16 protein-coding genes are annotated in these 22,571 nt (G+C 41.4%); 6 read left to right on the forward strand and 10 right to left on the reverse strand.

Annotation, left to right across the window (positions count from 1 at the left end; translation table 11 throughout):
* Positions 1-88 precede the first annotated feature (88 nt).
* The 3 genes from ACEN2L_RS05100 to ACEN2L_RS05110 all read right to left on the reverse strand — a co-directional run bounded on the left by ACEN2L_RS05100 (position 89) and on the right by ACEN2L_RS05110 (position 3,127).
* Positions 89-949, reverse strand: coding sequence for a glycosyltransferase family 2 protein (locus ACEN2L_RS05100; protein WP_441742235.1), 861 nt, complete (start codon positions 947-949; stop codon positions 89-91).
* Positions 946-2,199 (reverse strand): O-antigen ligase family protein, encoded by a 1,254-nt coding sequence (locus ACEN2L_RS05105; protein WP_441742237.1) that lies wholly within the window; start codon positions 2,197-2,199, stop codon positions 946-948. Before ACEN2L_RS05105 ends, ACEN2L_RS05100 begins: the two co-directional genes overlap by 4 nt.
* Before the next feature lie 145 nt (positions 2,200-2,344).
* Positions 2,345-3,127 (reverse strand): WecB/TagA/CpsF family glycosyltransferase, encoded by a 783-nt coding sequence (locus ACEN2L_RS05110; RefSeq protein ID WP_441742239.1) that lies wholly within the window; start codon positions 3,125-3,127, stop codon positions 2,345-2,347.
* 309 nt (positions 3,128-3,436) lie between these two features.
* Between ACEN2L_RS05110 and ACEN2L_RS05115 the strand changes: the two genes are divergently transcribed.
* The 5 genes from ACEN2L_RS05115 to ACEN2L_RS05135 all read left to right on the forward strand — a co-directional run bounded on the left by ACEN2L_RS05115 (position 3,437) and on the right by ACEN2L_RS05135 (position 9,055).
* Positions 3,437-4,093 carry a transglutaminase-like cysteine peptidase gene (locus ACEN2L_RS05115; protein ID WP_441742241.1) on the forward strand — a complete coding sequence of 219 codons (657 nt, stop codon included), beginning with the start codon at positions 3,437-3,439 and terminating at the stop codon, positions 4,091-4,093.
* 1 nt (position 4,094) lies between these two features.
* Positions 4,095-6,026: a bifunctional diguanylate cyclase/phosphodiesterase gene (locus ACEN2L_RS05120; RefSeq protein WP_441742243.1), complete on the forward strand. Its 1,932-nt coding sequence runs from the start codon at positions 4,095-4,097 to the stop codon at positions 6,024-6,026.
* 393 nt (positions 6,027-6,419) lie between these two features.
* On the forward strand, positions 6,420-7,025 hold the full coding sequence (locus ACEN2L_RS05125) for a hypothetical protein (RefSeq protein ID WP_441742245.1): 606 nt from the start codon (positions 6,420-6,422) through the stop codon (positions 7,023-7,025).
* A 241-nt stretch (positions 7,026-7,266) separates the two neighbouring features.
* Positions 7,267-8,658 carry an O-antigen ligase family protein gene (locus tag ACEN2L_RS05130; protein ID WP_441742247.1) on the forward strand — a complete coding sequence of 464 codons (1,392 nt, stop codon included), beginning with the start codon at positions 7,267-7,269 and terminating at the stop codon, positions 8,656-8,658.
* Positions 8,648-9,055 (forward strand): hypothetical protein, encoded by a 408-nt coding sequence (locus ACEN2L_RS05135; protein WP_441742249.1) that lies wholly within the window; start codon positions 8,648-8,650, stop codon positions 9,053-9,055. The genes ACEN2L_RS05130 and ACEN2L_RS05135 overlap by 11 nt, the downstream gene beginning before the upstream one ends.
* Before the next feature lie 25 nt (positions 9,056-9,080).
* Here ACEN2L_RS05135 and ACEN2L_RS05140 read toward each other — a convergent pair whose 3' ends face one another.
* From ACEN2L_RS05140 to ACEN2L_RS05160, 5 genes are read right to left on the reverse strand one after another with little or no spacing between them, the layout of a single operon-like run.
* A complete protein-coding gene (locus ACEN2L_RS05140; protein WP_441742251.1) occupies positions 9,081-9,767 on the reverse strand; it encodes a VpsP family polysaccharide biosynthesis protein in 687 nt (228 codons plus the stop codon).
* Positions 9,768-9,774: 7 nt separating this feature from the next.
* A complete protein-coding gene (locus ACEN2L_RS05145; protein ID WP_441742252.1) occupies positions 9,775-10,503 on the reverse strand; it encodes a tyrosine-protein phosphatase in 729 nt (242 codons plus the stop codon).
* Positions 10,500-12,746 carry a GumC family protein gene (locus ACEN2L_RS05150; protein ID WP_441742254.1) on the reverse strand — a complete coding sequence of 749 codons (2,247 nt, stop codon included), beginning with the start codon at positions 12,744-12,746 and terminating at the stop codon, positions 10,500-10,502. The genes ACEN2L_RS05145 and ACEN2L_RS05150 overlap by 4 nt, the downstream gene beginning before the upstream one ends.
* 18 nt (positions 12,747-12,764) lie before the next feature.
* The gene (locus ACEN2L_RS05155) at positions 12,765-13,298 is read right to left on the reverse strand and encodes a polysaccharide biosynthesis/export family protein (protein WP_441742256.1); all 534 of its coding nucleotides are present in this window, start codon (positions 13,296-13,298) and stop codon (positions 12,765-12,767) included.
* A 15-nt stretch (positions 13,299-13,313) separates the two neighbouring features.
* Positions 13,314-14,528, reverse strand: coding sequence for an outer membrane beta-barrel protein (locus tag ACEN2L_RS05160; protein ID WP_441742258.1), 1,215 nt, complete (start codon positions 14,526-14,528; stop codon positions 13,314-13,316).
* A gap of 729 nt (positions 14,529-15,257) precedes the next feature.
* On the opposite strand from ACEN2L_RS05160, the gene ACEN2L_RS05165 reads away from it, so the two are divergent.
* Entirely contained in the window at positions 15,258-16,682 is a 1,425-nt protein-coding gene (locus tag ACEN2L_RS05165; protein ID WP_441742260.1) for an undecaprenyl-phosphate glucose phosphotransferase, read from the forward strand.
* 191 nt (positions 16,683-16,873) lie between these two features.
* On the opposite strand, the gene putA is transcribed toward ACEN2L_RS05165, so the two are convergent.
* Together putA and ACEN2L_RS05175 are read right to left on the reverse strand one after the other, a co-directional pair.
* Entirely contained in the window at positions 16,874-20,674 is a 3,801-nt protein-coding gene (gene putA, locus ACEN2L_RS05170) for a bifunctional proline dehydrogenase/L-glutamate gamma-semialdehyde dehydrogenase PutA (RefSeq protein WP_441742262.1), read from the reverse strand.
* 156 nt (positions 20,675-20,830) lie between these two features.
* The gene (locus ACEN2L_RS05175; protein ID WP_441742263.1) at positions 20,831-22,408 is read right to left on the reverse strand and encodes a serine hydrolase domain-containing protein; all 1,578 of its coding nucleotides are present in this window, start codon (positions 22,406-22,408) and stop codon (positions 20,831-20,833) included.
* Positions 22,409-22,571 lie beyond the last annotated feature (163 nt).

Raw genomic sequence — 22,571 nt, forward strand, 5'->3', positions numbered from 1 at the left:
CCAAAATTGAAAATTTTTTTAACCTTGTCTTAATTAGGCTGATCACGACAATGCTAAGAATAACAATGGGCTTGATTCTCATTGATTTTTACTTACGGAATCGGCTGATTAAATACTTTAAAGTAGCTTTTAAACCAATTACTTTTATGCACAAAGCTATCCAACCAAACTTGTAAGAGCGTTTAAAAATACCGACTAAAAGCTGGTGTGCAACCCTATCATTAAATGCCTCTTGCCCCAGCCAAGCTTTGTGTTTAATCGAAGATACTAATCGACTTTCAGCTTCAGAAGGATGCATGGTTCTGACTCTTCCAGAAATTCCTGAATTAATACTCACACGGTAGAAGAATAAAGGCGCCGTAATATTGATTATTGTTTTACCACTTTGTACAATTCTCACAAAAAAGTCCCAATCTTGCCCGTTTTCTAGGTCCTCATCAAAAAGCGTTTCTGCAGCTACAGTGCTTAACACTGTCACCCCACTCATCCCACAATAGGTATTACCCAACCTAAGTTCATCTTCTTGTACTTCGTGTAGCTTATTAACAACATCTATCGAGTGGTCGTGCATTAAACGTCGGCCGCAGGTTGTTCCTACCGCATGACTATTTTTGAAATAGGTCTGTTCTACTGTGGCTAAATACTCGGGAAACCAAATATCGTCATCATCTAAAAACGCAATAACATCACCTTGAGCGAGTTCAATACCTTTGTTTCTAGAGTAATTAGCCCCAAAAGACTTTGTATTTACGTGATAATGAACATTAGCGGCTTCTAATTTAACGATAATCGGCTCGTAAGAGGTAGTTGAGTGATCATTAATAACAATGATTTCAAAAGGTGGTAATGTTTGTTGCAAAACCCCTGCTAATGATTCGGCTAAGTAATCAGGTCGATTGTAGGTAGTTATAACGACTGAAAATTTTATTTTGTCATGGCGCTTGTTCATATTGTTGCTGTCCCTTTTATTCTCAATTGTGTCGTTAGTGAAGTTGCACAAAAATAGGTTACCGAGAACAAAAACATGTCAAATGAGTTGTGATTTAAGATTACGTAGCCAGCATAGTTTATGACCGTTTGCACAATTAATACTGCAAAAAACACAACTGATATTTTTGATGTATTGGTGTTAAAAAACAACTGCAATGCTTTGCGAAGAAACGAAATAAGCAACAAAAATAAGGCAGCGAGCCCCAACATACCTGCGTTCAATCTGGTTTCAATAAATCCACTATGGGCATTGCCTAAAAACTGCCATACTTGCAAAAAGCCTTTAACTGCATCGCTAGCCCAAAAGGCACCAAAGCCAAAGCCAAGCCAATACTCATCTTCTAACGATGGAGCCAGTAACTGCCAAATTATCGCCCTATCAGTTAAGTTTGCATCTCGGCCCATTAAATCCAATACGTATTCATAAACAACACTCAGTAGGCCGATACCTATAATCGAAAAAATAATGAGCACTGCCAGTCGGTTAAAGCTTTGTTGATTACCGCGCCCTCTAGCTAGCCGGATAAGGGTAATAATGGCAATACCCAATATACCCATTATAATTGCAGAGGCCGATTGAGATAGTGACAACGCGAGCACAAAAACACTTAGCTTAATATAATCTAGCTTGGTAAATTTATCGGTAATAGCGATAAATACAATTAATCCGTAGGCATAAACACGAGCTGCACCATTTTTATCGCTATATATACCTCGAAGTGCACTACTTCTATCACTCAGCCCAATTGCTAAGGCCTTACCGCTAGCAATCTCATAGACGAGACCGATGGCAATGGCTAATAAAATAGCATTCACCAGTAAGTTAAATAGCGATTTGGGGGAATACGTAACTGCCAAATAGTAAGCGACAATGATTAATGTCGTAAATGCAATTAACCGTCGAAAAGAGACTGATGGTTCATATGACCAAAATATTGAGCATGCGAATAAACTCAATAAAACTAGCAACGGCCAACTTTCTAATAAACTTTGTTTTATAAAATTACTTAGCTGCCGGTATAAAATGAACAAGCATAAACCGAGTAAGAGCACACCCACAAGCTGATTAATTAAGTTACCCGATGCAGCACTTTCAAAATCACCACCACTTCGACCACCTTTTATAATTCGTTCAAAAAAGCTAACAAAACCCACATAGTAAGCGACACTCAAAAATAAAATAAACTTGTGTACAGAACTCATTTTCATTTAATTAAAGCTGCCTATGATGTTGCTGCATTAGCCGCTGTAAATTTGCTGATGAATAGTCTGCCATATCACTCGATGGGAAATGACAGTAAGTAAACCACTTATGAAAAATTTGAATATTTACTGACACTGCTTTTCCCTTACTCTATCCATTTTTCTTGTGTCTATGTTTAATGACACAATAAATAGCGTGTGGATTAGTTGTTATGTAGCGCCATAATAGTTTACGAGGCTCGGTAAAGGCACGATGTAACCATTCTAGGCCTAATTTTTGAAATATTTCAGGCGCCCGTTTGTAGTCACCCGTCACAAAGTTGTAGCAACCGCCACAAGAAATGATTACAGGCACTTTTAGTTTTTCTCGATTACGAATGATAAAAAGTTGTTCTTTGGGCTTACCTAAGCCTACCCAAAGGACATCTGCTTTAGATTGGTTTATTTGCTTAACAATATCCTGCTCATCTTGCTCAGAAAAGTAACCATGTTGCGTGCCAGCTATCTTAAAGTTGCTGTATTTACGACTCATGATGTCTGCACATTTTTCGATAGTATTTTTATTGGCCCCAAGCAAAAAGTGCGTGAGTACCTCATTTGACATCATGGGCACGTCATGAATGGTATCGGTCGTAGCGCTACGCTCTGGAATTGGAAATTCACTAAAATGCTTTGAAAACGTGACAACACTCTGACCATCTGCATGCAAAATATCAGCCTGATTCAGCATTTCACGCATTTTAGGGTCGCTGTTAGCTATCGAAATACTATGACCATTAGTCGAAAAAATAACCAATGGTTTAATGAATTCTGAACTTTCTAAGGTTTTACTCTGATTAGCTTTAGTTACCATCAAGTTTACAAGATCAAGTCGGCTTATACATGCCGTGACTAAACCACCCACATTAGTCTTTTTTACTTCGTTTAAATCCATTCATTATTCCTTTAACAATAAAACCATTTCATTTCTTGTATTCTTGTTAGTCAATCAAGAAAGGTATTGATAAGTTCAATGTTACGCATTGTTACCGTCAAAAACAAAGCAAAGTTAATACCAGACCAGCATTCAGAGAATTAAGACTGATAGATATAACGTATTCAAATATAAACACTATGATTCTACTCAATAGCTATTTAGAATTCATGCTAAATGAACAATTTAGTTTACGTTGTATTATGTTTTATCATTCGCTTTGCTCAATTTTGAATCACCCGACTCTGAAAATATCTTAACGTGCGTATTGTGACGGTTATTCGTGCCTTACTTTTACTCTGGGTTGTTTTTCAATTCAGTGCTAAAGCAAACATTACTTTTAGTGAGGCTTTGTTTAAAAAAGTGCAATTACTATACGGGGACAACGCTGTTAAACGGGTGCGAGATTGGCAAGAACTCATCGATGACAACTCTACATCTGGCATACCAGACCAGCTTTATGAGGTGAATCGTTTTTTTAATCAATTAGAGTTTGTTGATGACTTAAGCCATTGGAATAAAAACGATTACTGGGCCACGCCGGTTGAGTTTTTAGCCACTAATGGCGGCGACTGTGAAGACTTTAGCATTGCCAAGTATTTTAGTTTACGTGCTTTGGGCGTTCCCACTGAAAAACTGCGTTTAATGTACGTAAAAGCACTGCGTTACAATATGGCGCACATGGTGCTCGCCTACTACGACACCCCCACGTCTATTCCTTTGGTACTCGATAATTTAAATCGCGATATTTTACCGGCTAATAAACGCCGAGATTTACAGCCGGTTTATAGTTTTAACGGTGATGGGTTGTGGTTGGCCAAAGAGCAAGGCCAAGGCAAACAGGTGCAAAAAGGCGGTAATAACGGCCTGTGGGAAGATTTAAATAAACGCATGATGCAAGAATTAAATAATAATGAGGATAACTGATATGCCCTTGTCGAGACAACTTGTTCTGAGCTTGTTCTCTATCTTTTTAGCCCTGTTTATTGGTGCCGTATGGATAAGTGTTAGCAATACAAAAGACTATATCGAACAACAGCTTACCTCTCATGCGCAAGATACGGCGACGTCTTTAGGCATGTCGATTACACCCTATATTGGCGATGACGATTTGCCCTTAATCGAAACCATGTTGAACGCGATATTTGACCGCGGATATTACAGTGCAATTGTGTTAAAAAATACTGAGGGCGAGGTGATTTTAGAGCGGCGTAATCCGGTATCTCTTGAGCATGTACCAACGTGGTTTATTAACTTGTTTCCCTTGTCACCACCGATTCGTCAAACCGAAATTAACGACGGCTGGACCATTGCCGGTGAGCTGTCGGTACAAAGTAACCCTGGCATTGGTTACGAGCAATTGTGGGATAACGCGGTTGATTCATTTAGATTATTTTTATTCGTGTTTTCCGTGGGGCTAGTACTGGTATGGTTTTTAGTGCGCATGGTAACCATTCCTATCATGGCGGTGGTAAAACAAGCCGAGGCCATTAGCCTACAAAAATTCGACAAAGTGAATTTAAAACCCAAAACTTTGGAGCTGCGCATTTTTGTTGATGCGATCAATTTGATGTCAGAACGGCTTGCTGATTTATTTGGCCGCTTGTCGAATCAAACAGAGCGTTACCGCGACTTTGCGTATTCTGATGGCTTAACCAAAGTCGGTAACAGGCGTGCATTTGATTTAGCGTTTGAACAAATTTTGGGTGACGCAGAGCATCAAACTAGCAGCTTTTTGATGTTTGTACGCTTGAGCAGTTTAAATCAAATAAACCGCAACGTTGGCTTTTTAGAAGGCGACGCTTATATAAAAACCGTTTGTGAGCTTATTAACGAGCACTTACGTCAGCAAAAAATTGGTTATAGCCTTTACCGCTTAGTGGGCGCTGACTTTGCGGTGATTATTGAAGATATTGACGAGGCAAATTGTTTGGCTCTTTGCCAACAACTGATTGATAAATGTAATGCCATTGAAAAGTCTGAGTATGAATCAGGTACTGCCCACATTGGTGTGGGCAGTTTTAATTACGGCGATAATAAAAAAGCCGTGTTAGAACAGGTCGATAATGCCCTCACCCAAGCTAATTTTGGTCAGTTAAAATGGCAAGCGGTTGACCAAGCGCAAAGCATAAAAAGCAATGATACCTGGCGTGAGCAAATCAAGGCTTTGTTGGCTAAAGATACCGCCGACTTTTTAGCCCAGCCTATTAAAGATTTTTCAGGTGAGCTGGCTTACCAAGAATGGTTAGCGCGCTTTCCCGATCCGCAAAGCGATCAATATTTGCCCATGGCGGAATTGATTCCGGCCACCATACGCTTGGATTTTGCACAAAAATTAGATGAATTATTGGTGCGCTGCGCCTTTAAAAAATTAATGCAACATAGTGGTCAAGTTGGTCTTAATATCTCTCGCCTGTCTTTGTTAAAGCCCGCTTTTCAAAAATGGTTGTTGTTGCAACTGACACAATTAGGTGCACAACGTGTTAATTTGGTGCTTGAGATACCTGAGCGTTGCTTGCTGGGCGATACCGCTCACTTTTTAGCGTTTATCGCACAATTGAAAAGTCTAGATGTAAAAATTACCGTTGAGCGATTTGGTGCACAAGTGGCATCGATTACGCAACTTCGTACGGTTAAGCCCGATTATTTAAAGATAGATGGCCGCTTTACTAAAAATATTGATAAAGAAAAAGACAACCAGTTGTTTGTGCATTCCTTAGTTAACATTGCACACGGCCTCGGCATAAAAGTCATCGCCGAAAAAATAGAAACCGCAGAAGAAGTAGAAATATTAAAAACAATGAAGCTTGATTATATTCAGGGTTATTTTGTTGGCAAACCAGAAAGGGTTGTAGGGTAAGGAAGACCGTTTTTATTCGATCGGGTTGTTGTTTTAGTCGGCCGTGAACTACGCCGGTTACCGGGACCTTCTACAGGAGGGTGTTTTGTTTTTGGAGCTGAAGGTAAGGGATAACGGGGATACTGTTTACTCTATAGTCTATAAATAGAGACAAACTTCACCCCACATAACGTCAGTTTTTTTTACATACAGGTAAAGTCGCTCTGTAGCGCTTGCTCTGCTGAGGCCGTGCACCCCCTGTTTTAAAAGGTTTTTATCTAAACTGATGAGACTATTCAGCATATGGCATGTATAATGCTTTATCTTGCTAATTAGTTTATCTTTCGTTCGTTGAGTGTTTTATCCTTTATAAGCCAAACGAATTCTTAATTTTTGTATATCTAGGGGTTTTCCATGAAAAAAATATTTGCAGCAGTTTTACTTGTTTGTGGTTTGGTCAGCAATGTTGCGATTGCCCAAGATAAAATTGCCAGTGTGATTGTTTATGGAAATCAAAACCAATCAGGTACTCGTGTACATGAAGAAATTCAAGCGCTTATGCTAAATGGCGAAACTCTACTCAAGTCGAGTGAAACAGTTGTCAATAATGCCCTATCTGGTTCTGCCGCTGTGCTTTCACCGTCTGCCTCACAAGCTGTGTCTAAAGATAAAGAATCAACAATTGAATTTATGCGCAACATGGTGGCAACCAACAGCTTGTTTGAAGCAACTAAGGCAACCATTGAAAGTGCACCAGAAAATATCGTTAGGATTATCGAAATTACCATAGCTCTGTACCCAGATTATGCTCAAGAAATTATTAACGCGGCAGTTATGACCGGCGAAATGGATTCAGACCAAGCCTTACTCGCCGCAATTACGGCTGGTGCCGATCCAACGACAGTTGGTGAAGCTACCGCAGCGGGTGGCCCTGTTGCTCTTGCATTAGCCGCCCCAGTGGGCGTTGGTGTTGGTGCTGGCGGCACGGGCGGTGGTGATGCAACGGCATCAACCAATTAATCGTTAAATAGTCAAATTTAAGAGCCAGGCTTATGCCTGGCTTTTTTATGCCTGGCATAGGGTAAACTTGTATTGATTAACAAACAGGATGTCGAAATTGGCTGTTCGGCCCTGAACTACGCCGGTTACCGGGACCTCCTACTTTCATCTTCAAGAATAATCACTTTGATTAATCTGGCCTTTTTGTAGGACAAACGGTTAGAATCGATAAAAATAGACAACCTTAAGTTACTTTTTTACTTTGAAATATTCATTCCATTCGATTTTGTTTTTTTCACTCTTAGCTATTTTGTTTTGGGCGCCCTTGCCATTAGGCTCAAACCGGCCTTGGGCGTGGAGCATATTAGAGGTAGCCATATTTGCGCTTCTGCTGGGCTGTGTGTTTTTAAAAAAAGATGTCGCCTATTTAGGCCTGCAAAAATTTAAAACCGTCATTGCTATTTGGGCCGTTTTTTTGATTTTTGCGACCTTCCAAGTTATCCCCTTGCCTGAATTTATCATTGACCTGCTCTCACCTAATGCTAACTTATCGCCGGATGCTCAGGATATGTATCTTAGCACCGACATCGGTCAGACTAAGGTGAGCTTGCTTAAGAGCTATGCCTATTTTTGTTTGTTTTTGTGCAGCTTAGTGTTAATCAATAACGAGAAAAGAGTTAAGCAGGCACTCACTCTTATGTTGGTTGTGGGGTCGTTGCAGGGCCTTTATGGCATATTAGAAATTTTACTTGGCGCTAAATTCAGCTTAGTGTTCAACATCCCTATTGCGGAATCAGCCACAGGCACATTTGTATATAGAAACCATTTCGCCAATTTCCTTATGCTGTGTTTATCGGCAGGTACTGGGTTAATTATTGCGAGTTTAAATAACAACCAATCTATGTCTCGCCGTGATTGGTCTCGGGCGATTGTATCGAGCTTGCTTGGTAATAAAGCTTTAGTGCGAATTTGCCTTGCTATTATGGTTATCGCTTTGGTTATGTCACGTTCAAGAATGGGCAATACTGCCTTTTTTGCTGCGTTAACCCTTGTTGGGATTTATGCTTTATTTGCTGATAAAAAGCGTTCTAGGGGATTAAGCATACTCGTTGTGAGTATGATTATTATTGATTTATTGATCGTCAGCTCATGGTTTGGGCTAGATAAAGTGCAAGAGCGGCTAGCTGAGACAAGTTTAGCACAAGAGGGACGTGACGAAGTCGTTATTGATGCCTCAGTTATCGTGGCTGACTTTCCTCTAACTGGCAGCGGTGGAGGCAGCTTTTATAGTGTGTTTCCATCCTACAAGAAGGCCGATGTTTACCCCTTTTATGACCAAGCACATAACGACTATCTACAAACATTGATTGAATATGGACTTGTGGGCTTTACCTGCTTAGCCGCCATTGTCACACTGTGTTTTATAAGCGCTGTAGCGGCTATTCGAAAACGAAAAAGCTCAGTGTATAAAGGCGCTGCATTCGCCAGTTTAATGGCCATTATCGGTATGTTGATCCATATGACGGTCGACTTTCCTTTGCAGGCTGCCGCTAACGCCGGCTTTTTCATCGTTTTTCTGGCGATAGCATTAATTAGTAGCGCAAATTTGAGCACACGTTCACGTTCAAGTATAAGATCACCCCATGGCCATTAGACGTCCAGCCTCGATTCACGAAGACCCTGCGTTGCAAAATTTGCTTGCGAATGTGCCCGAGCGAGTAAAAGACACCTTTACCGAAGAGCAGTTGTCTTATCTTAGAAACGCCATTGTTAATCGCCAGTGGCGCAATCACCCTGTAGATGTGCGCGGCACCATACCTTGGTTTAAATACCGCTACTACTATGTGGTAATTGCAGGTAAAAATAAACGGGAGTTAAGCCGTGCCGAACAAAAAGCTTCCAGATTAATTAATGCAACTTTTTTAGCTGCTTTCCTAACGATCTCGGTAGCCTTGGGTCTGTTACTTTTATACCTAATAAAATCTGCCTTAGGTATTAATTTATTTGAAGGGTTTTCACTTGGCTTATGGGATTGGTTTAAAAATACATGAGGTTAAATATAGCCTTGTTATTAGCTTATTTGCACTTTGAAGGTAACCATTTTGTCGCATTAGGTTTATCCCGTAACCAACGACAAACTAGAGATTCGGCATCGTAATTTTTAATAACATTTCTGATGGCGTCACGACTGAGGGGATTGAAAAGCCCTTGAGCTAAACGCTCATAAAATATTGGTCTTATCTTAAATAACATTGGATGGTTATTTGTATAAAGTGCTAAGCCTAGATCAGCAATGAGTATACTGACTTCTGCTTTCTTAGGCCCAAGTGTATGAGCTCTTTCAATAAAATAAAGCATTTCGTCGTCAAATTCCTGCAAGCGCCATTTTACTTTTACTAATGAAGCCCATGTAACCGGCCACAAAGGGCGCAATTGAGTTGCTTTAAGATACCGTTGTTTAGCCGAATTTAAGCCCTCTGCTTCGTTCTCAAATTCAAATATCACACCCCATTCATCAACTTGCGCCATCAGGTCCAGATATAGCGCATTATTGGGGTGGTACTTATTGGCAACGAGGCTATTATTTTTGGCCCTTAAATAGGGTATTAATGCGCTATCATGTGAATCTGCATGCCATTTTTCAATGTTATTTTTAACGTTATAGAAATTAAGACTGGCAATACCATAATCATAAGCTGTTGCTATACCATAAACGCCGATAACGACCAGTATTGAATTTAAAAAGTAATGATAGCGACTCATGATCCACTTACATCCACTCTAGTGATTGGGTCATCGCGCGAGGATTACTATCAACCAAGCTTGTGACATATGCGCCATCAAATTCATTAAGCATGAATTCTCTGCAGCGTCCCATATCATTGGGCCTGCGCTCTAAATTATGCGAGTCAGATGCAATAACTGTAATGGATTTTTCATGCAACATTTTAAGGGCTAATTCTTGAATTGGTGCCGAAAAACGACCAATGACTGACCCCGCTGTGAGTTGGAAAATACAACCAACGCGTTTAAGCATCTCAAACTTACGATAGTCAGCGAGGATATCTCGGTTTCGTTCAGGATGGGCTATTAGCGGCTGTACGTTATTGTTTAATAACCATCTAATTAGGTTATCAGTGCCTGCTGGAACATGGCTGTGGGGTAACTCTAACAAAATAACGTTTTTATTTTGCCATGTGCCTAAATAAGGTAAGATTTTTTTACTGTACCACGCCATAATTTCGGGGCAAATTCGTAACTCAGCAGCACACGCTATTTTTAATTTACAACTTGATTCGACTAAATATTGTGAAAATGCTTCGGTAGCCTGAAGAATAGTAGTTTGGTCATTGTCGAAATAGCCTTGATGAATATGTGGTGTACACACGATATGGGTAACACCACATTCTAAGGCTTGTTCAGCCATCCTTAGGGATGTTTCTGAGGAAGCCGAGCCATCATCGATGCCCGGCAATATATGGTTGTGTAAGTCTATCAAACTTGTTTTGTATCAGTTTGATAATTGTTGTACCCGTACTGATCGTAAAAACCAGCGTATTCTCCCTGCTTCTTGGCTTTTTTCAAATCAACTTGATTCAATACAATACCGTCGACCCTGTGACCTAAACTAATAAAACGACTTAAGCCGCTGTTGATCATTTTGTGACTGGTACTGTCAGATTTAACTACATAAATCACTGAGTCACATACTTTTGATACCACGACAGCATCACTAACAGCTTGTATGGGAGCACTGTCAACTATAATGTACTCATAAGTCTCTGCAAAACTTTTCATAATATTTTTAAACTGATCAGACGCCAATAATTCTTGAGGATTATTAGGCACAGTACCCGCACAAATTAAGTCAACACCTGAAAACTCATCATGCACGATACACTCATCTAACTTGTGAGTTCCGGCAATTAGGTTGGCAATCCCCGGTTGAAATCCAGGCAAATCGAACTGCTTACCTAAGGTAGGCCTACGTAAATCAGTATCGACTATCAGTACTTTGTGCAATTGCCCCAGAGCAAAACCTAAATTAATTGCTACGGTACTTTTACCTTCTTTTGGCACACTCGAGGCTATTAATATGGTTTTTGATGGTTTATCGATATTCAATAGCTGCAAGCTTGTTCGCAGAGTCCTAACGGATTCACTGAAGGTATGATGCTTAGAATCGAAGAAATGTCGAAGAGGAACATTTTCTTTTTTCTTATGCGCCTCCCAAGGTATAAGGCCTAACATGCGCTGCGATAACTTACGCTCAACATCATCGAGGGTACGAATTCCACTATTAAGGGCATCTAAAGCTATAGCTAAAAATACGCCAAAGCCTAAGCTAACAATTAAAGCTGCAGCAATAATCAACGCTTTTTTCGGTTTTGCCGGAGCACCTGGTTTGGTTGCAACATCAAGTAAACGTGCATTGGCCGATTCGAAACCACCCAATTCATTCGTTTCTTTCAGGCGAGTAAAAAAAGAGCTATACAGCTGTTGGTTAACATCCACTTCACGCTGTAAAGTTTTACTGCGATTATCTAAATTAGAGAGCTGACGAAAACGCTGTTTGGCTCGCTCAACTTCAATTTTTAACTCTGCGACTTTTTGAGTAGCATTACGATAATCTACGGTTATGCCTGAAACTAGCTCTCTAATCTGCGCCGCTAAACTAGATTGAATCGACTCTAACTCAGCGTTCGCAGCAATCATTTTAGGATGTTTGGGTCCGTAAACCTTGCTAATCTCTGATACTCGGCTTTGCGCTTTGACTTCTTCACGTTTAACTGAGACCACAGAAGGATGGTTGATCACCTCATTTAAGGTAGAAAGTTCAGCGATGTTTGCTCCGCTTTGTTTCACCTGATTAAAAATAACTTCGTTTTGCTTTAGATTAGTTTGTGCTTCTAACAATTGCTGACTTAATTTTTGCAGCTCTTCAGACGCTAAGCCCACAACGCCATCGATGTTAACTAATTGCTCAGTTTCATAAAAATCAGATAATTGTTTTTCTGCCGCGAGCAATTTTGCGCGTAAGCCCTCTAAGCTCTCGTTCAACCAAGTAGTGGCCTTTTCGGTCATTTCGAATCGGGCTTGCAAATAACTTTCAATGTAAACATCACCCACGGTATTGGCTATCAGTGCAGCTAATTCAGGATCTTCGTCTTCATAAGAAATATTGACAATTTGAGTATTGGAAATCGGCAAAATCTGTAAATTTTTCATGACCTGAACAACGGCATAACGTTGCTTGATGCTTTGTAACTGCTCAGGGGTGTAAGCTACAGGTGGCTTTTGCGGCATAAAAGGCAAAAGACCTGCTAGTTGTTCTTTTACGCTGGTTTTCCATTTGTCTAAAGTGTCTTCATTTCTAAGCTCAAAATTGTAATTAGCTTCTTCTGTTAAATTAAGTTTTTCGACCACATTTTCTGCCACTTTGCGCGAACGCAGAATTTCATATTGAGTCTGAAAATATTCTTTACGGCTGGCATCTAAGCCGTAGACTTCTTGAATTGACAGTACTTTGGCTTCATTTGATTCAATCAATAATTTTGCTGTAGCAATATACCTTGGCGTTATTGACATCACGATTAGAGCCACAAGAATCGTTATCAACACTGACAAGCTAATAATGCGCCATTTAAAGCGCATAACAATATGCCAATACAGACCTAAATCGATTGTCTCTTGTTCAAGCAGTTTAGCTTCTATTTGTCCCACATTCGTTTGAGCATTCACTTAATTAATCATCCTTGCCTAAAAGAAACTTTGCTGAATGGTGACAATATCACCAGGTAATACGGTATCGGTCGGCTTCGCTTCTATTAGTTTTTGCTCACCTGAAATATCACGTCTTATCAGAATTTTAGTGCGCGACGCTCTTTCTGTGTAGCCTCCCGCTAAAGCTGCGGCTTTATCTACAGACAGCCCTGGTTGATAGGGATATCCGCCTGATTTTTTAACTTCACCGTCAATAAAGAAAGGACGATATTCTTCCACTGTTACCGAAATAGAGGGTTCGACTAAATAATCACCTTTTAATCCCTTATAAATGTTTGATTCAAGTTCTGAGGCGGTTAAGCCTACCACTTGAATATCGCCCAAAAATGGATAATTAATCACACCCATATGGGGCACTCTGGTGGTTAACGACAAATCACTTTGGCCAAAGACAGAAATTTTAATTACGTCTCCCGAACCTAGGCGATATTGACTTAAATTGATTTGTTGTGAAAAACTAAGCGTGCTGATTAAACAACACATAAGAAAACCCAAGACCTTATACTTCATCTAATATACAACCTTTTATAACGAAATTTGCGCTGTAAAACTAACGAGGCTTCTATTGTAATCAAAGTTAGTAGTCTCGCTATCGCTATTTCTATCGAAATAACTTACCGCTGTGATGAATTTAAGCCAACGTCTAAATTGGTAATTGGCGGCTATACTAAATTCTTTGGTTTTATCATTACGAAGAACTGTAGTACCCTCGTAACTATCGTCAGAATAAGCAAATGTTGCCACAGTATCAAAACGCTCAAGCCACTCATGACGCCAATCAACGACATAGTCTATACGGCGAATATAGTTGCCCTGACCATTCGTCTCTCGTGTATCGCTAGCAGTCGAGAACTCAAATACTGCTCGTTCGATTGGGTTCCAAGCGACTCCCGCCTCCCACTTTAATCCGGAAAAACCATCTCGGCTCACTTCATCATACTCTCGTTTTTCATAACCGATTTTAGCAAAGCCGGAAGTAGCAGCGGTGCTTTCCCACTTGGCGCCTGCTAGTATTGATTTTGTGTTACTATCTAGTGAAGAAACGCCGATTATATCTTCAAGGTAATCGGTTATTAAATACCGACCTTCAATTAATAAATCAGTAGTCGGCGAAACACCATAATAAAAAGTCGAACCTAGAGACTTCTCTTTTCTGTCTCTCAGTCTGTTTGGGTTTATTGGAAGTATATCAAGATCGTAGTCAATATCTCTTAATCGCATATTAACATCGATGTTGGCACTGGCGGTAAGTGCTCCGTAGGAATAAGTGGCATCAAATGTATTGGTTGTAAACTGATCTGGGCTGGTTAGCTGTTCACCTGCGCCATTGGAATAAGATGTGCCTCGAGCATCATGTCCGGATAAATGTACCAGCGAACCAGAAAGACGATTACGTCGGTCAAACTCTATAGCGCCATTGGCAAAAAGGCTATAATCGTCATAATCATCTGCATCACTCGAATGATAAATACCTTTACTGGCGCTTACGCCAACAGTGATGCTATTTTCACCTACTTGTTTACCTAACTTAAGCTCAGGATTAAGAACGGTAACCCAACTGTCTAGTTTATTGTCGTTAGTTCGCAATACATTACTGTCTTTTAAAAGCGTCACTTTTAACGTTGGCGTCAGCTCAAAAGTTCCAACAGGAAGACTTGCTTTCTCTTGCGCTTGAGCATAACCACCTAAAATACTGGTCATGCTTACACTGATTAGAATTGTATTTTTAAACCTACTCATTCCATTGCCTCAACATTAATTTCAATTGTTACCCTCTGTCATTCTTCTGCAACTAGCCATCATTTAAGTGATATTTTACGGAAGAATACGATATATTTATCTTTAGTACGACAAGCTATTTTCATGCCACTCTGCTTAACTACTTTTCTGCAATATCCGTTCATAAATCTCTGTTAAACAAACGTTTTTAAGCTGCCATTCCAAGGATTAACAGGAAAATAACAGCCATTACTTTTTAACAAAAATACAAATGCCCTAAATTTGTACAATATCAGAACGATAATAGTGCGCACTATAACGTAACGACAGGTAATAATCATTCTTGTCAGCCGAGATTTCATCAAAATATCATCAATTAAAATGTTGCTGCGTATGCTCGAACTCGTAGGTGGATTAAAAAATGTGTTTCAGAATAAACACCCCTTATCAAAAAATACAATTAGTCAAAATCAAGGAATAAAATTTGCTAAGCGATCTTGAGCGAGAATCGTAATGTAATATTTTGTGCCATTGTTCTCCCTCGATAAAGAGTCGGTGTCTCAAAATTTTAATGTAGACATAGTAAATTACGCCGAGGTCTATGAGGAATATCTGTATATTGACTCTCATAAAAAAAAGTAAAGCGACAGAACAAAATCACGGTACAATAGAATTGCTTATTTCAATTTTGCGCAAGATTCTTAGTTAAATCAGTAAGTTGCATGACATTAAAGAAAGGTTGAGGTTACAATGGACGCTGAAAGGCCAAATAACACGGGTAATAGAGGGATCATCCATAGCAATAAAAGTAGTTTTTCTACTTTGTACCGAATAATTGATGTTATTGTCATTTCAACCGCCTTTTTTACTATTTTAAGGTTTCTAGACGAGAATATTGGCCCTGAGGTCATGTCGATTCTTTTTGTTAATATAGTCTGTTATAACCTCTGCGCTGAAGCACTTGACTTGTATCGCTCGTGGCGTACAGCCTCTACTACTATCATGATAAGAAGTGTCTCAATTGGATGGATGATCTCAGCCTTTGTGACTTCTACCTTTGCGTATATGTTTCCGACTATCGTTAATCTGCATAACTTTGCAGTCGGCTGTTGGTTAATTGCCTGTATTGTTCTGCTAGCTAGTTGGCGAGTGGTCTTCCGACAAATCCTTTTTTATTACCGTCGGCAAGGACACAATACTCGTAAAGCGATTGTTATTGGTGCAACAACGTCCGGCTACAGTTTATGCAATCAAATCATCGACAACGAACGGTTAGGTATTGTATTCACCGGATTGTTTGATGATCGAACGCCCGATAGATTGCCGCATGAAGTCGCCAATCAAATCGCGGGAAACATTAATGATGCTATCGCAAAAGCTAAACGCGGCGAGGTAGATTACGTTTACATTGCGTTGCCAATGAGTGCTGAAAAACGTATTTTGCATATAATAAATTTGTGCAGTGATACCACCGCTACTGTGTATATTATTCCTAACTTCTTTATGTATAACTTAATCAATGCTCGTTGGCAGAGTGTTGGTTCGATTCAAACATTAAGCGTATTCGACACACCTTTTCAAGGTGGCAGTGAAATACTTAAACGCATCGAAGACGTGGTTTTTTCTACATTGATATTAATGTTGATTGCGGTTCCCATGTTAATCATTGCTGCGGCAGTAAAACTCACCTCGCCTGGGCCCGTTATTTTTAAACAAAATCGTTATGGCTTGGATGGCAAAAAAATTACCGTCTATAAATTTCGCTCGATGAGTGCCATGGACAATGGTGACGTAGTAAAACAGGCAACTAAAAATGACTCCAGAATTACCCCATTGGGCGCATTTTTGCGACGTACCTCTCTGGACGAATTACCGCAGTTTATTAATGTATTGCAAGGCAGAATGTCGATTGTTGGCCCCCGCCCTCACGCCGTCGCGCATAACGAGCAATATCGTAAATTAATTGAAGGTTATATGTTGAGACACAAGGTGCGACCTGGCATTACCGGTTTAGCACAGGTCAATGGTTTACGCGGCGAAACAGAGACCATTAACAAAATGGTTAAACGGGTTGAGTACGATTTAGATTATATTCACCGCTGGTCTGTGTGGCTGGATATAAAAATAATATTGAAAACTGTATTTAACGGTTTCTTAAATAAAAATGCCTACTAAGTAGGCATTTTTTTTAATCGACATTTGGTGCTGTAGGTAAGGCTTCGCGCCTAAACTGCGCCGGTCACCGTGCAGCTCCTACAAAAGACAAATAAACCATATGTAGGAGGTCCTTTAGGGCCGAAGTTAAAAAGTGCGACGAGCAGCGCCTGCGCTCGGCGCGCGTGACTTGCTGCTGGTCGCTGCCTAGGTTATTCGTCGTCTTCTACCAGTGTCATGAGCGAGGTGTTACCCCCTGATGCGGTAGTATCGGTACTCACGGTTTTTTCGGTTAGCAGACGTTGAATCAGGTTGTCGTTATATTCGGCACTGATCACCGGCAATATTGCCCCTTCACGTTGTGCTAGTTTATGAGTAATAAATGCACTTCGCTCACTGTTACTGTCGATAACTACACCAGCCAGTTGTGGCTCGCTTAACAACGACTCTAACTGATTCAATTTACCTACCTGCAATACCCCTTCAGGCGAGCCGGTAGCGATAAACTGATTGCGAAAGGCAATGGCTTCGTCATAAAATAAATCTGACACTACTGAGATAACCACATTACCCGTTGCCAGAGCGGTCACTATCGACAATGCCCAATATTCGAAGGTCACGTTTTTATCAGCAAAACACACTAATATGCCGCGAGGCTCTAAATACAGTAGGTTTGATTCGCCGGTTGGCCCTGGTAATACCTTAGGCTTGCGTAAGCGTTTTTCAATGCTGATCAACTGACTACGCGCGGTAGACAAGGTGCGATTTAAATCTTCAGCAAGTTCTTCCATGATATCGACTTTGGCTATTTTGGCCAGCAACTGCCTTACCGCCGACACTCGCGTGTTTAGTACGGTCATGCGCCACTCTTGCTCAGCAGCAACGGCTTTTTGCATAATAACTGAGGCTTGTTTGCGGCCTTCATCATCACTTAGCACTGCTCGATCTTGCTCGGGTTCATAGTCACTTTCGACTATTTTAGGTGTGGCTTTTTCAATCATCAAACGAGATAAATAATGTGGACCGCCCGCCTTCGGACCTGTGCCCGATAAACCGCGTCCCCCAAAAGGCTGTACACCAACAATGGCGCCTATCATATTACGATTGATGTATACATTACCCGCTCTGGATAAACGTGCGAACTCTAGCGCCCGTTCCTCGATGCGCGAGTGAATGCCCATCGTTAATCCAAAACCAGTTGAATTGACTTGCTCAATGACCTTGTTGATCTCTTTCGCTTTAAAACGCACGATATGCACGCAGGGGCCAAAGACTTCGCGTTTTAACACGTTAATATTGTCAATCTGATATAAACGCGGTGCGAAGAAGGTGGCGTTTTCAGGCACGTTTTCTACTTTACATTCATACAGCAAGGTCGCTTTATCTTGCATATCTGCAACGTGATTGTTGAGGGTATCCAAGGCTTTTTTGTCAATAACTGGGCCAATATCGGTCGATAGATACGCAGGATCGCCCACGTGTAATTCGCTCAACGCTCCAATCAACATTTTAGTGACGTCATCTGCGATGTCTTCTTGCAAAAACAGAATACGTAGGGCTGAACAGCGCTGCCCTGCACTTTGAAAACCAGAGGCGATTACATCATCAACCACTTGCTCAGGTAGCGCGGTTGAGTCAACAATCATGCAGTTTTGTCCACCGGTTTCAGCAATCAACGGGACTTGATCGCCGCCACGACTGGCTAAAATTTGCGAAATTAATGTGCCTGTTTGCGTAGAGCCGGTGAACATTACCGCTTTAATACGCTCATCGGGCACGAGTACCTCACCCACATCTTTGCCCGGACTGATGACTAGATGCATGATGTCTTCTGGCATTCCAACTGAAATCATTAATTCACGGGCACGCAGGGCAATTAAGCTGGTTTGTTCTGCTGGCTTGGCGATCACGGTATTGCCGGTCACTAGTGCTGCCGCCACTTGGCCCAAAAAGATAGCGAGTGGGAAGTTCCAAGGGCTGATACATAAGATTACACCACGCGGCGCCAAGCGTTCGTCTTGGGCTAGCTCATGTGCTCGTGCTGCGTAATAACGACAAAAATCTACCGCTTCACGCACTTCATCAATACCGTCTTGGGTGACTTTACCGGCTTCTTTAATACACAGGCCGATAAGCTCGTCCATGTGGCGCTCTAATATATCGCTGGTGCGCAATAACAAGCTTGCTCGTTCTGTTATGGGCGTTTCTGCCCAGTTGGCAAAGGCTTTATCAGCGGCATCCAGCTTTGCCAACATACTTTCTTTGCTGTCATAAATATGAAAACCAACAATCTCATTTGGCTGAGCAGGGTTGCGCACGGCATGACCATTCGCGGGCACTTGGTCTTCACGCAAACGCGTTTTATTAAACCAGCGCTCTAGATTATTTTTTAGCGGGTCGATGGTATTAATATCGCTGATGTCCATGCCCTTAGAGTTGAAACGCTCGTCGCCATATAAATCAATTGGCTTAGCAATTTGATTATTATATTTGCGCAGTAAGCGCTGGGTTTTTTCAACCGGATCTTCTAACAACGCTTCAACTGGGCGGCTATCGTCAACAATGGCGTTAACGAATGACGAATTAGCGCCGTTTTCGAGTAAACGCCTGACTAAATAGGCGAGTAGGTCTTCGTGCACACCCACTGGCGCATACACTCGGCATTGAATTTTATCGTTACTCACTATTTGATCGTATAGGGTATCACCCATACCGTGCAGACATTGAAACTCGAAGCCCTCTTTGTCATCACCGGCTAATTCAATGATAACTGAAGCGGTATAGGCATTGTGGGTAGCAAATTGGGGATAAATAGTATCGCGATAGTCCAACAAGCGATTGGCACAGGCATGGTAAGACACGTCTGTTGATGACTTGCGGGTAAACACCGGAAAGTGGTCTAAACCGTCTTTTTGGGCATTTTTGATTTCAGTGTCCCAATACGCCCCTTTCACCAAACGCACCATCATTTTACGACCAACTGTTTGCGTTAACTCGCGTAACCAATCAATCACGTATAACGCGCGTTTTTGATAAGCTTGTACCGCTAAACCAAAGCCGCTCCAGCCTTCAAGCTCTGGATCACTGAAGACTTTTTCGATGATATCGAGGGAAATATCTAAGCGTTCTGATTCTTCCGCATCAACCGTTAAGCCAATGTCATATTTTTTGGCCAACAGACAAAGCTGTTTTAACTTAGCGGGAATTTCTTCAAGCACTCGCTCACGATGTGTAAATTCGTAGCGGGGATGAATAGCAGACAACTTTACTGAAATACCTGGGCTTAAACGTGGCCCACGTCCCGCGCCAGCCTTACCGATAACATCGATGGCTTTCGCGTATGAGTCAAAATAACGCTGGGCATCTTCTGCGGTGCGGGCTCCTTCGCCCAACATGTCGTAGGAATACACATAGCCATTTTTTTCTTTTTCTTGTGCACGTTTTACCGCATCTTTTATGGTTTCGCCCATGACAAACTGTTTACCCATGATTTTCATGGCAATGTTCATGGCTTTACGAATAACGGGCTCACCTAAGCGACCAATTAGTTTTTTCAATATGCCGAAATTTTCTTTTTGACGCTGATCAGCATAGTTCACCATGCTACCGGTCATCAATAAGCCCCACGATGAGGCATTAACAAAGATTGAATCACTGGCACCTAAATGCGGTGTCCACTGCCCTTTGGATAATTTGTCGCGGATCAATTCATCTTGAGTTTCTTTATCTGGCACCCGCAGCAAGGCTTCGGCCAAACACATCAACACCACGCCTTCAGCGGTCGACAATGAATATTCGTTTAATAAGGCATCAATACCACCGTGACCTTCTTGCTCACGCCTGATGCGCAATACCGTGGTACGGGCGCGCTCCCATGCTCGACTGCGGGCCAGCATGTTTATTTCAGCATCGGGTAAAATGTGGTTTACGGCGAGGTTTTCTTCTATTCGATAGAAATCTCTGATTTTTTGACGAAGGGGACTGGCGGTAATCAATGTACCGTTAAATAACATAGCTAACCTCAAAAATTAAAGTGCGATAGCGGGGAGTGTTGAAAACACAAACGTATTACAACGTTAACACAGCGCCAATGAGCACACAAAGGCAGTCAACTTTTAAGCGTAAACAGAAGTTGACTGCGAAGGGCTGACTACACCTAACATATCTCACTACGGGGTAGGCGTTTCGGGTGTTTTGGTGCTCGATTCATCGACGGATGCTTCGGGCTCTTGTTCAAGAATGGGTTTATCCAACGGCTCGAAATGGGCCGAACTCCCCTGTTCAATAATAGCTTGGGCTTGCTTTTGCAAGGTTTCCTTACTGACAAGTGGCTCTTTTTTCGATGACAATGCCTCAACAGAATCAAGCAAAGACACATCAAGTTCTACCTCTTCGAATGAGAGATCCACAGATGGTTGTGGTGCAAGTGCGGGGGTTAATTCAAGCAACAGCTCTGCAGGCACCTCAGGTGTAAGGTCAGGAATACGCTCTTCAATTTCTGGCACAATAGGCTCAGGAGCACGCACAAAATGCTCAGTAATAGCTCGGAACATGGCCAAATGTTTTGGTCCCCATTGCGCAGATTGATCGGTGTAATTTGGATTAGCAGAGTTTTTTACGATCACCAGGTTTTGGTCCGGATCGACATAAATATACTGGCCATAAATTCCTTGTGCCATAAATTCATCTTCTGCTCCAGGCGGGATCCACCACTGATAGCCATAACCATATGATGAATCTGACTGAGGATTATCAGAGCCTGGCATAAGATGCGGTGCATCTGGCGTGACAGAATCAATCACCCATTGCTTGGGCACAATTTGTAAGGAACGTCCACGCGCACTGAGCCATTGCCCCTTGTGTAAATACAGCCAGCCAAATTTGGCGTAGTCGCGCAAAGTAATGTTAAGGCCGCCTAGGGCTAGCTCCATATCATTGCTGTCTTTCATCCAATATGCGGCATCTTGCATGCCCATTGGTTGCCAAATTTTTTGGCTTAAATACTCACTCAAGCTAACACCGGTAGCGCGCACCAAAATCATTCCTAACACTTGCGTATCAATACTGACATAGTGGTGAAAGGTGCCAGGCTCACGCTCACCTTGCAGTGAGGCAGTAAAACTATCTAGCGATGTACCAAAGGCAATGGCCCGCGAAAAACGATTTATATCAGAATTATAGTCAGCGTAATCTTCATTAAATTTTACCCCTGAAGACATTTGCAGCACGTCTTTTATTCTGACTCCCTCATAACCACTGCCAATTAATTCGGGCACATAATCTGTTACTGAATCTTCAATACTTTTAATATGACCTTCGTCTATGGCGATACCAAATAACGCGGATACAAATGACTTTGCCACTGAAAATGAAATATGCTGTTTTTCGGGGCTATCTTCTAGAAAATACTGCTCGTAAACAATTTCGCCGTCTTTGATGACCATCATTGCATGTGTGGCGCTTTGCGCTAAAAAGTCTTGCACCACAATGCTTTCGCCTTCGACGGAAAAGTCATAAGGCAATGCCTGATAATTAACCGGAAAGTAGTAAGTGGATTGGCTCGCCTCAATCGTGCTTGAGTCAAACATGGTGTACATGTTTAAAAAATTATGCGCTATTTTGTCTGCGTCATACAGCGTAATGGCTTTATACAGGCGCCATACATTGGTATGAAAAAGGCCAATCAGTACAAACAAGGTTAATAAAAAGCCTAATAAAATCCCTTTAATACTTACTTTCTTAAACATGCATGCCCTAGATATCGCTACTTCAATTGCCGACAAACATAATTCAGAGTAAAGAAAAACGCCAGAAGATCGTAACAAACAGCTTTCGAATGAGCAGAAAAAAACCAGGGCGAGGTTTTCTTGTCACGTCAATTTGCTCTGCACTCCTCGCCCTACTTGCTTA

The sequence above is a fragment of the Flavobacterium sp. W21_SRS_FM6 genome, from assembly GCF_052119645.1.
Lineage (GTDB): Bacteria > Pseudomonadota > Gammaproteobacteria > Enterobacterales > Alteromonadaceae > Paraglaciecola.

Coding starts and splice junctions, on each gene's coding strand:
- putA (WP_441742262.1), bottom strand. CDS start 20,674: ATGTTATTTAACGGTACATTGATTACCGCCAGTCCCCTTCGTCAAAAA.
- ACEN2L_RS05125 (WP_441742245.1), top strand. CDS start 6,420: ATGAAAAAAATATTTGCAGCAGTTTTACTTGTTTGTGGTTTGGTCAGC.
- ACEN2L_RS05160 (WP_441742258.1), bottom strand. CDS start 14,528: ATGAGTAGGTTTAAAAATACAATTCTAATCAGTGTAAGCATGACCAGT.
- ACEN2L_RS05175 (WP_441742263.1), bottom strand. CDS start 22,408: ATGTTTAAGAAAGTAAGTATTAAAGGGATTTTATTAGGCTTTTTATTA.
- ACEN2L_RS05105 (WP_441742237.1), bottom strand. CDS start 2,199: ATGAAAATGAGTTCTGTACACAAGTTTATTTTATTTTTGAGTGTCGCT.
- ACEN2L_RS05110 (WP_441742239.1), bottom strand. CDS start 3,127: ATGGATTTAAACGAAGTAAAAAAGACTAATGTGGGTGGTTTAGTCACG.
- ACEN2L_RS05135 (WP_441742249.1), top strand. CDS start 8,648: ATGGCCATTAGACGTCCAGCCTCGATTCACGAAGACCCTGCGTTGCAA.
- ACEN2L_RS05120 (WP_441742243.1), top strand. CDS start 4,095: ATGCCCTTGTCGAGACAACTTGTTCTGAGCTTGTTCTCTATCTTTTTA.
- ACEN2L_RS05155 (WP_441742256.1), bottom strand. CDS start 13,298: ATGAAGTATAAGGTCTTGGGTTTTCTTATGTGTTGTTTAATCAGCACG.
- ACEN2L_RS05100 (WP_441742235.1), bottom strand. CDS start 949: ATGAACAAGCGCCATGACAAAATAAAATTTTCAGTCGTTATAACTACC.
- ACEN2L_RS05165 (WP_441742260.1), top strand. CDS start 15,258: ATGGACGCTGAAAGGCCAAATAACACGGGTAATAGAGGGATCATCCAT.
- ACEN2L_RS05140 (WP_441742251.1), bottom strand. CDS start 9,767: ATGAGTCGCTATCATTACTTTTTAAATTCAATACTGGTCGTTATCGGC.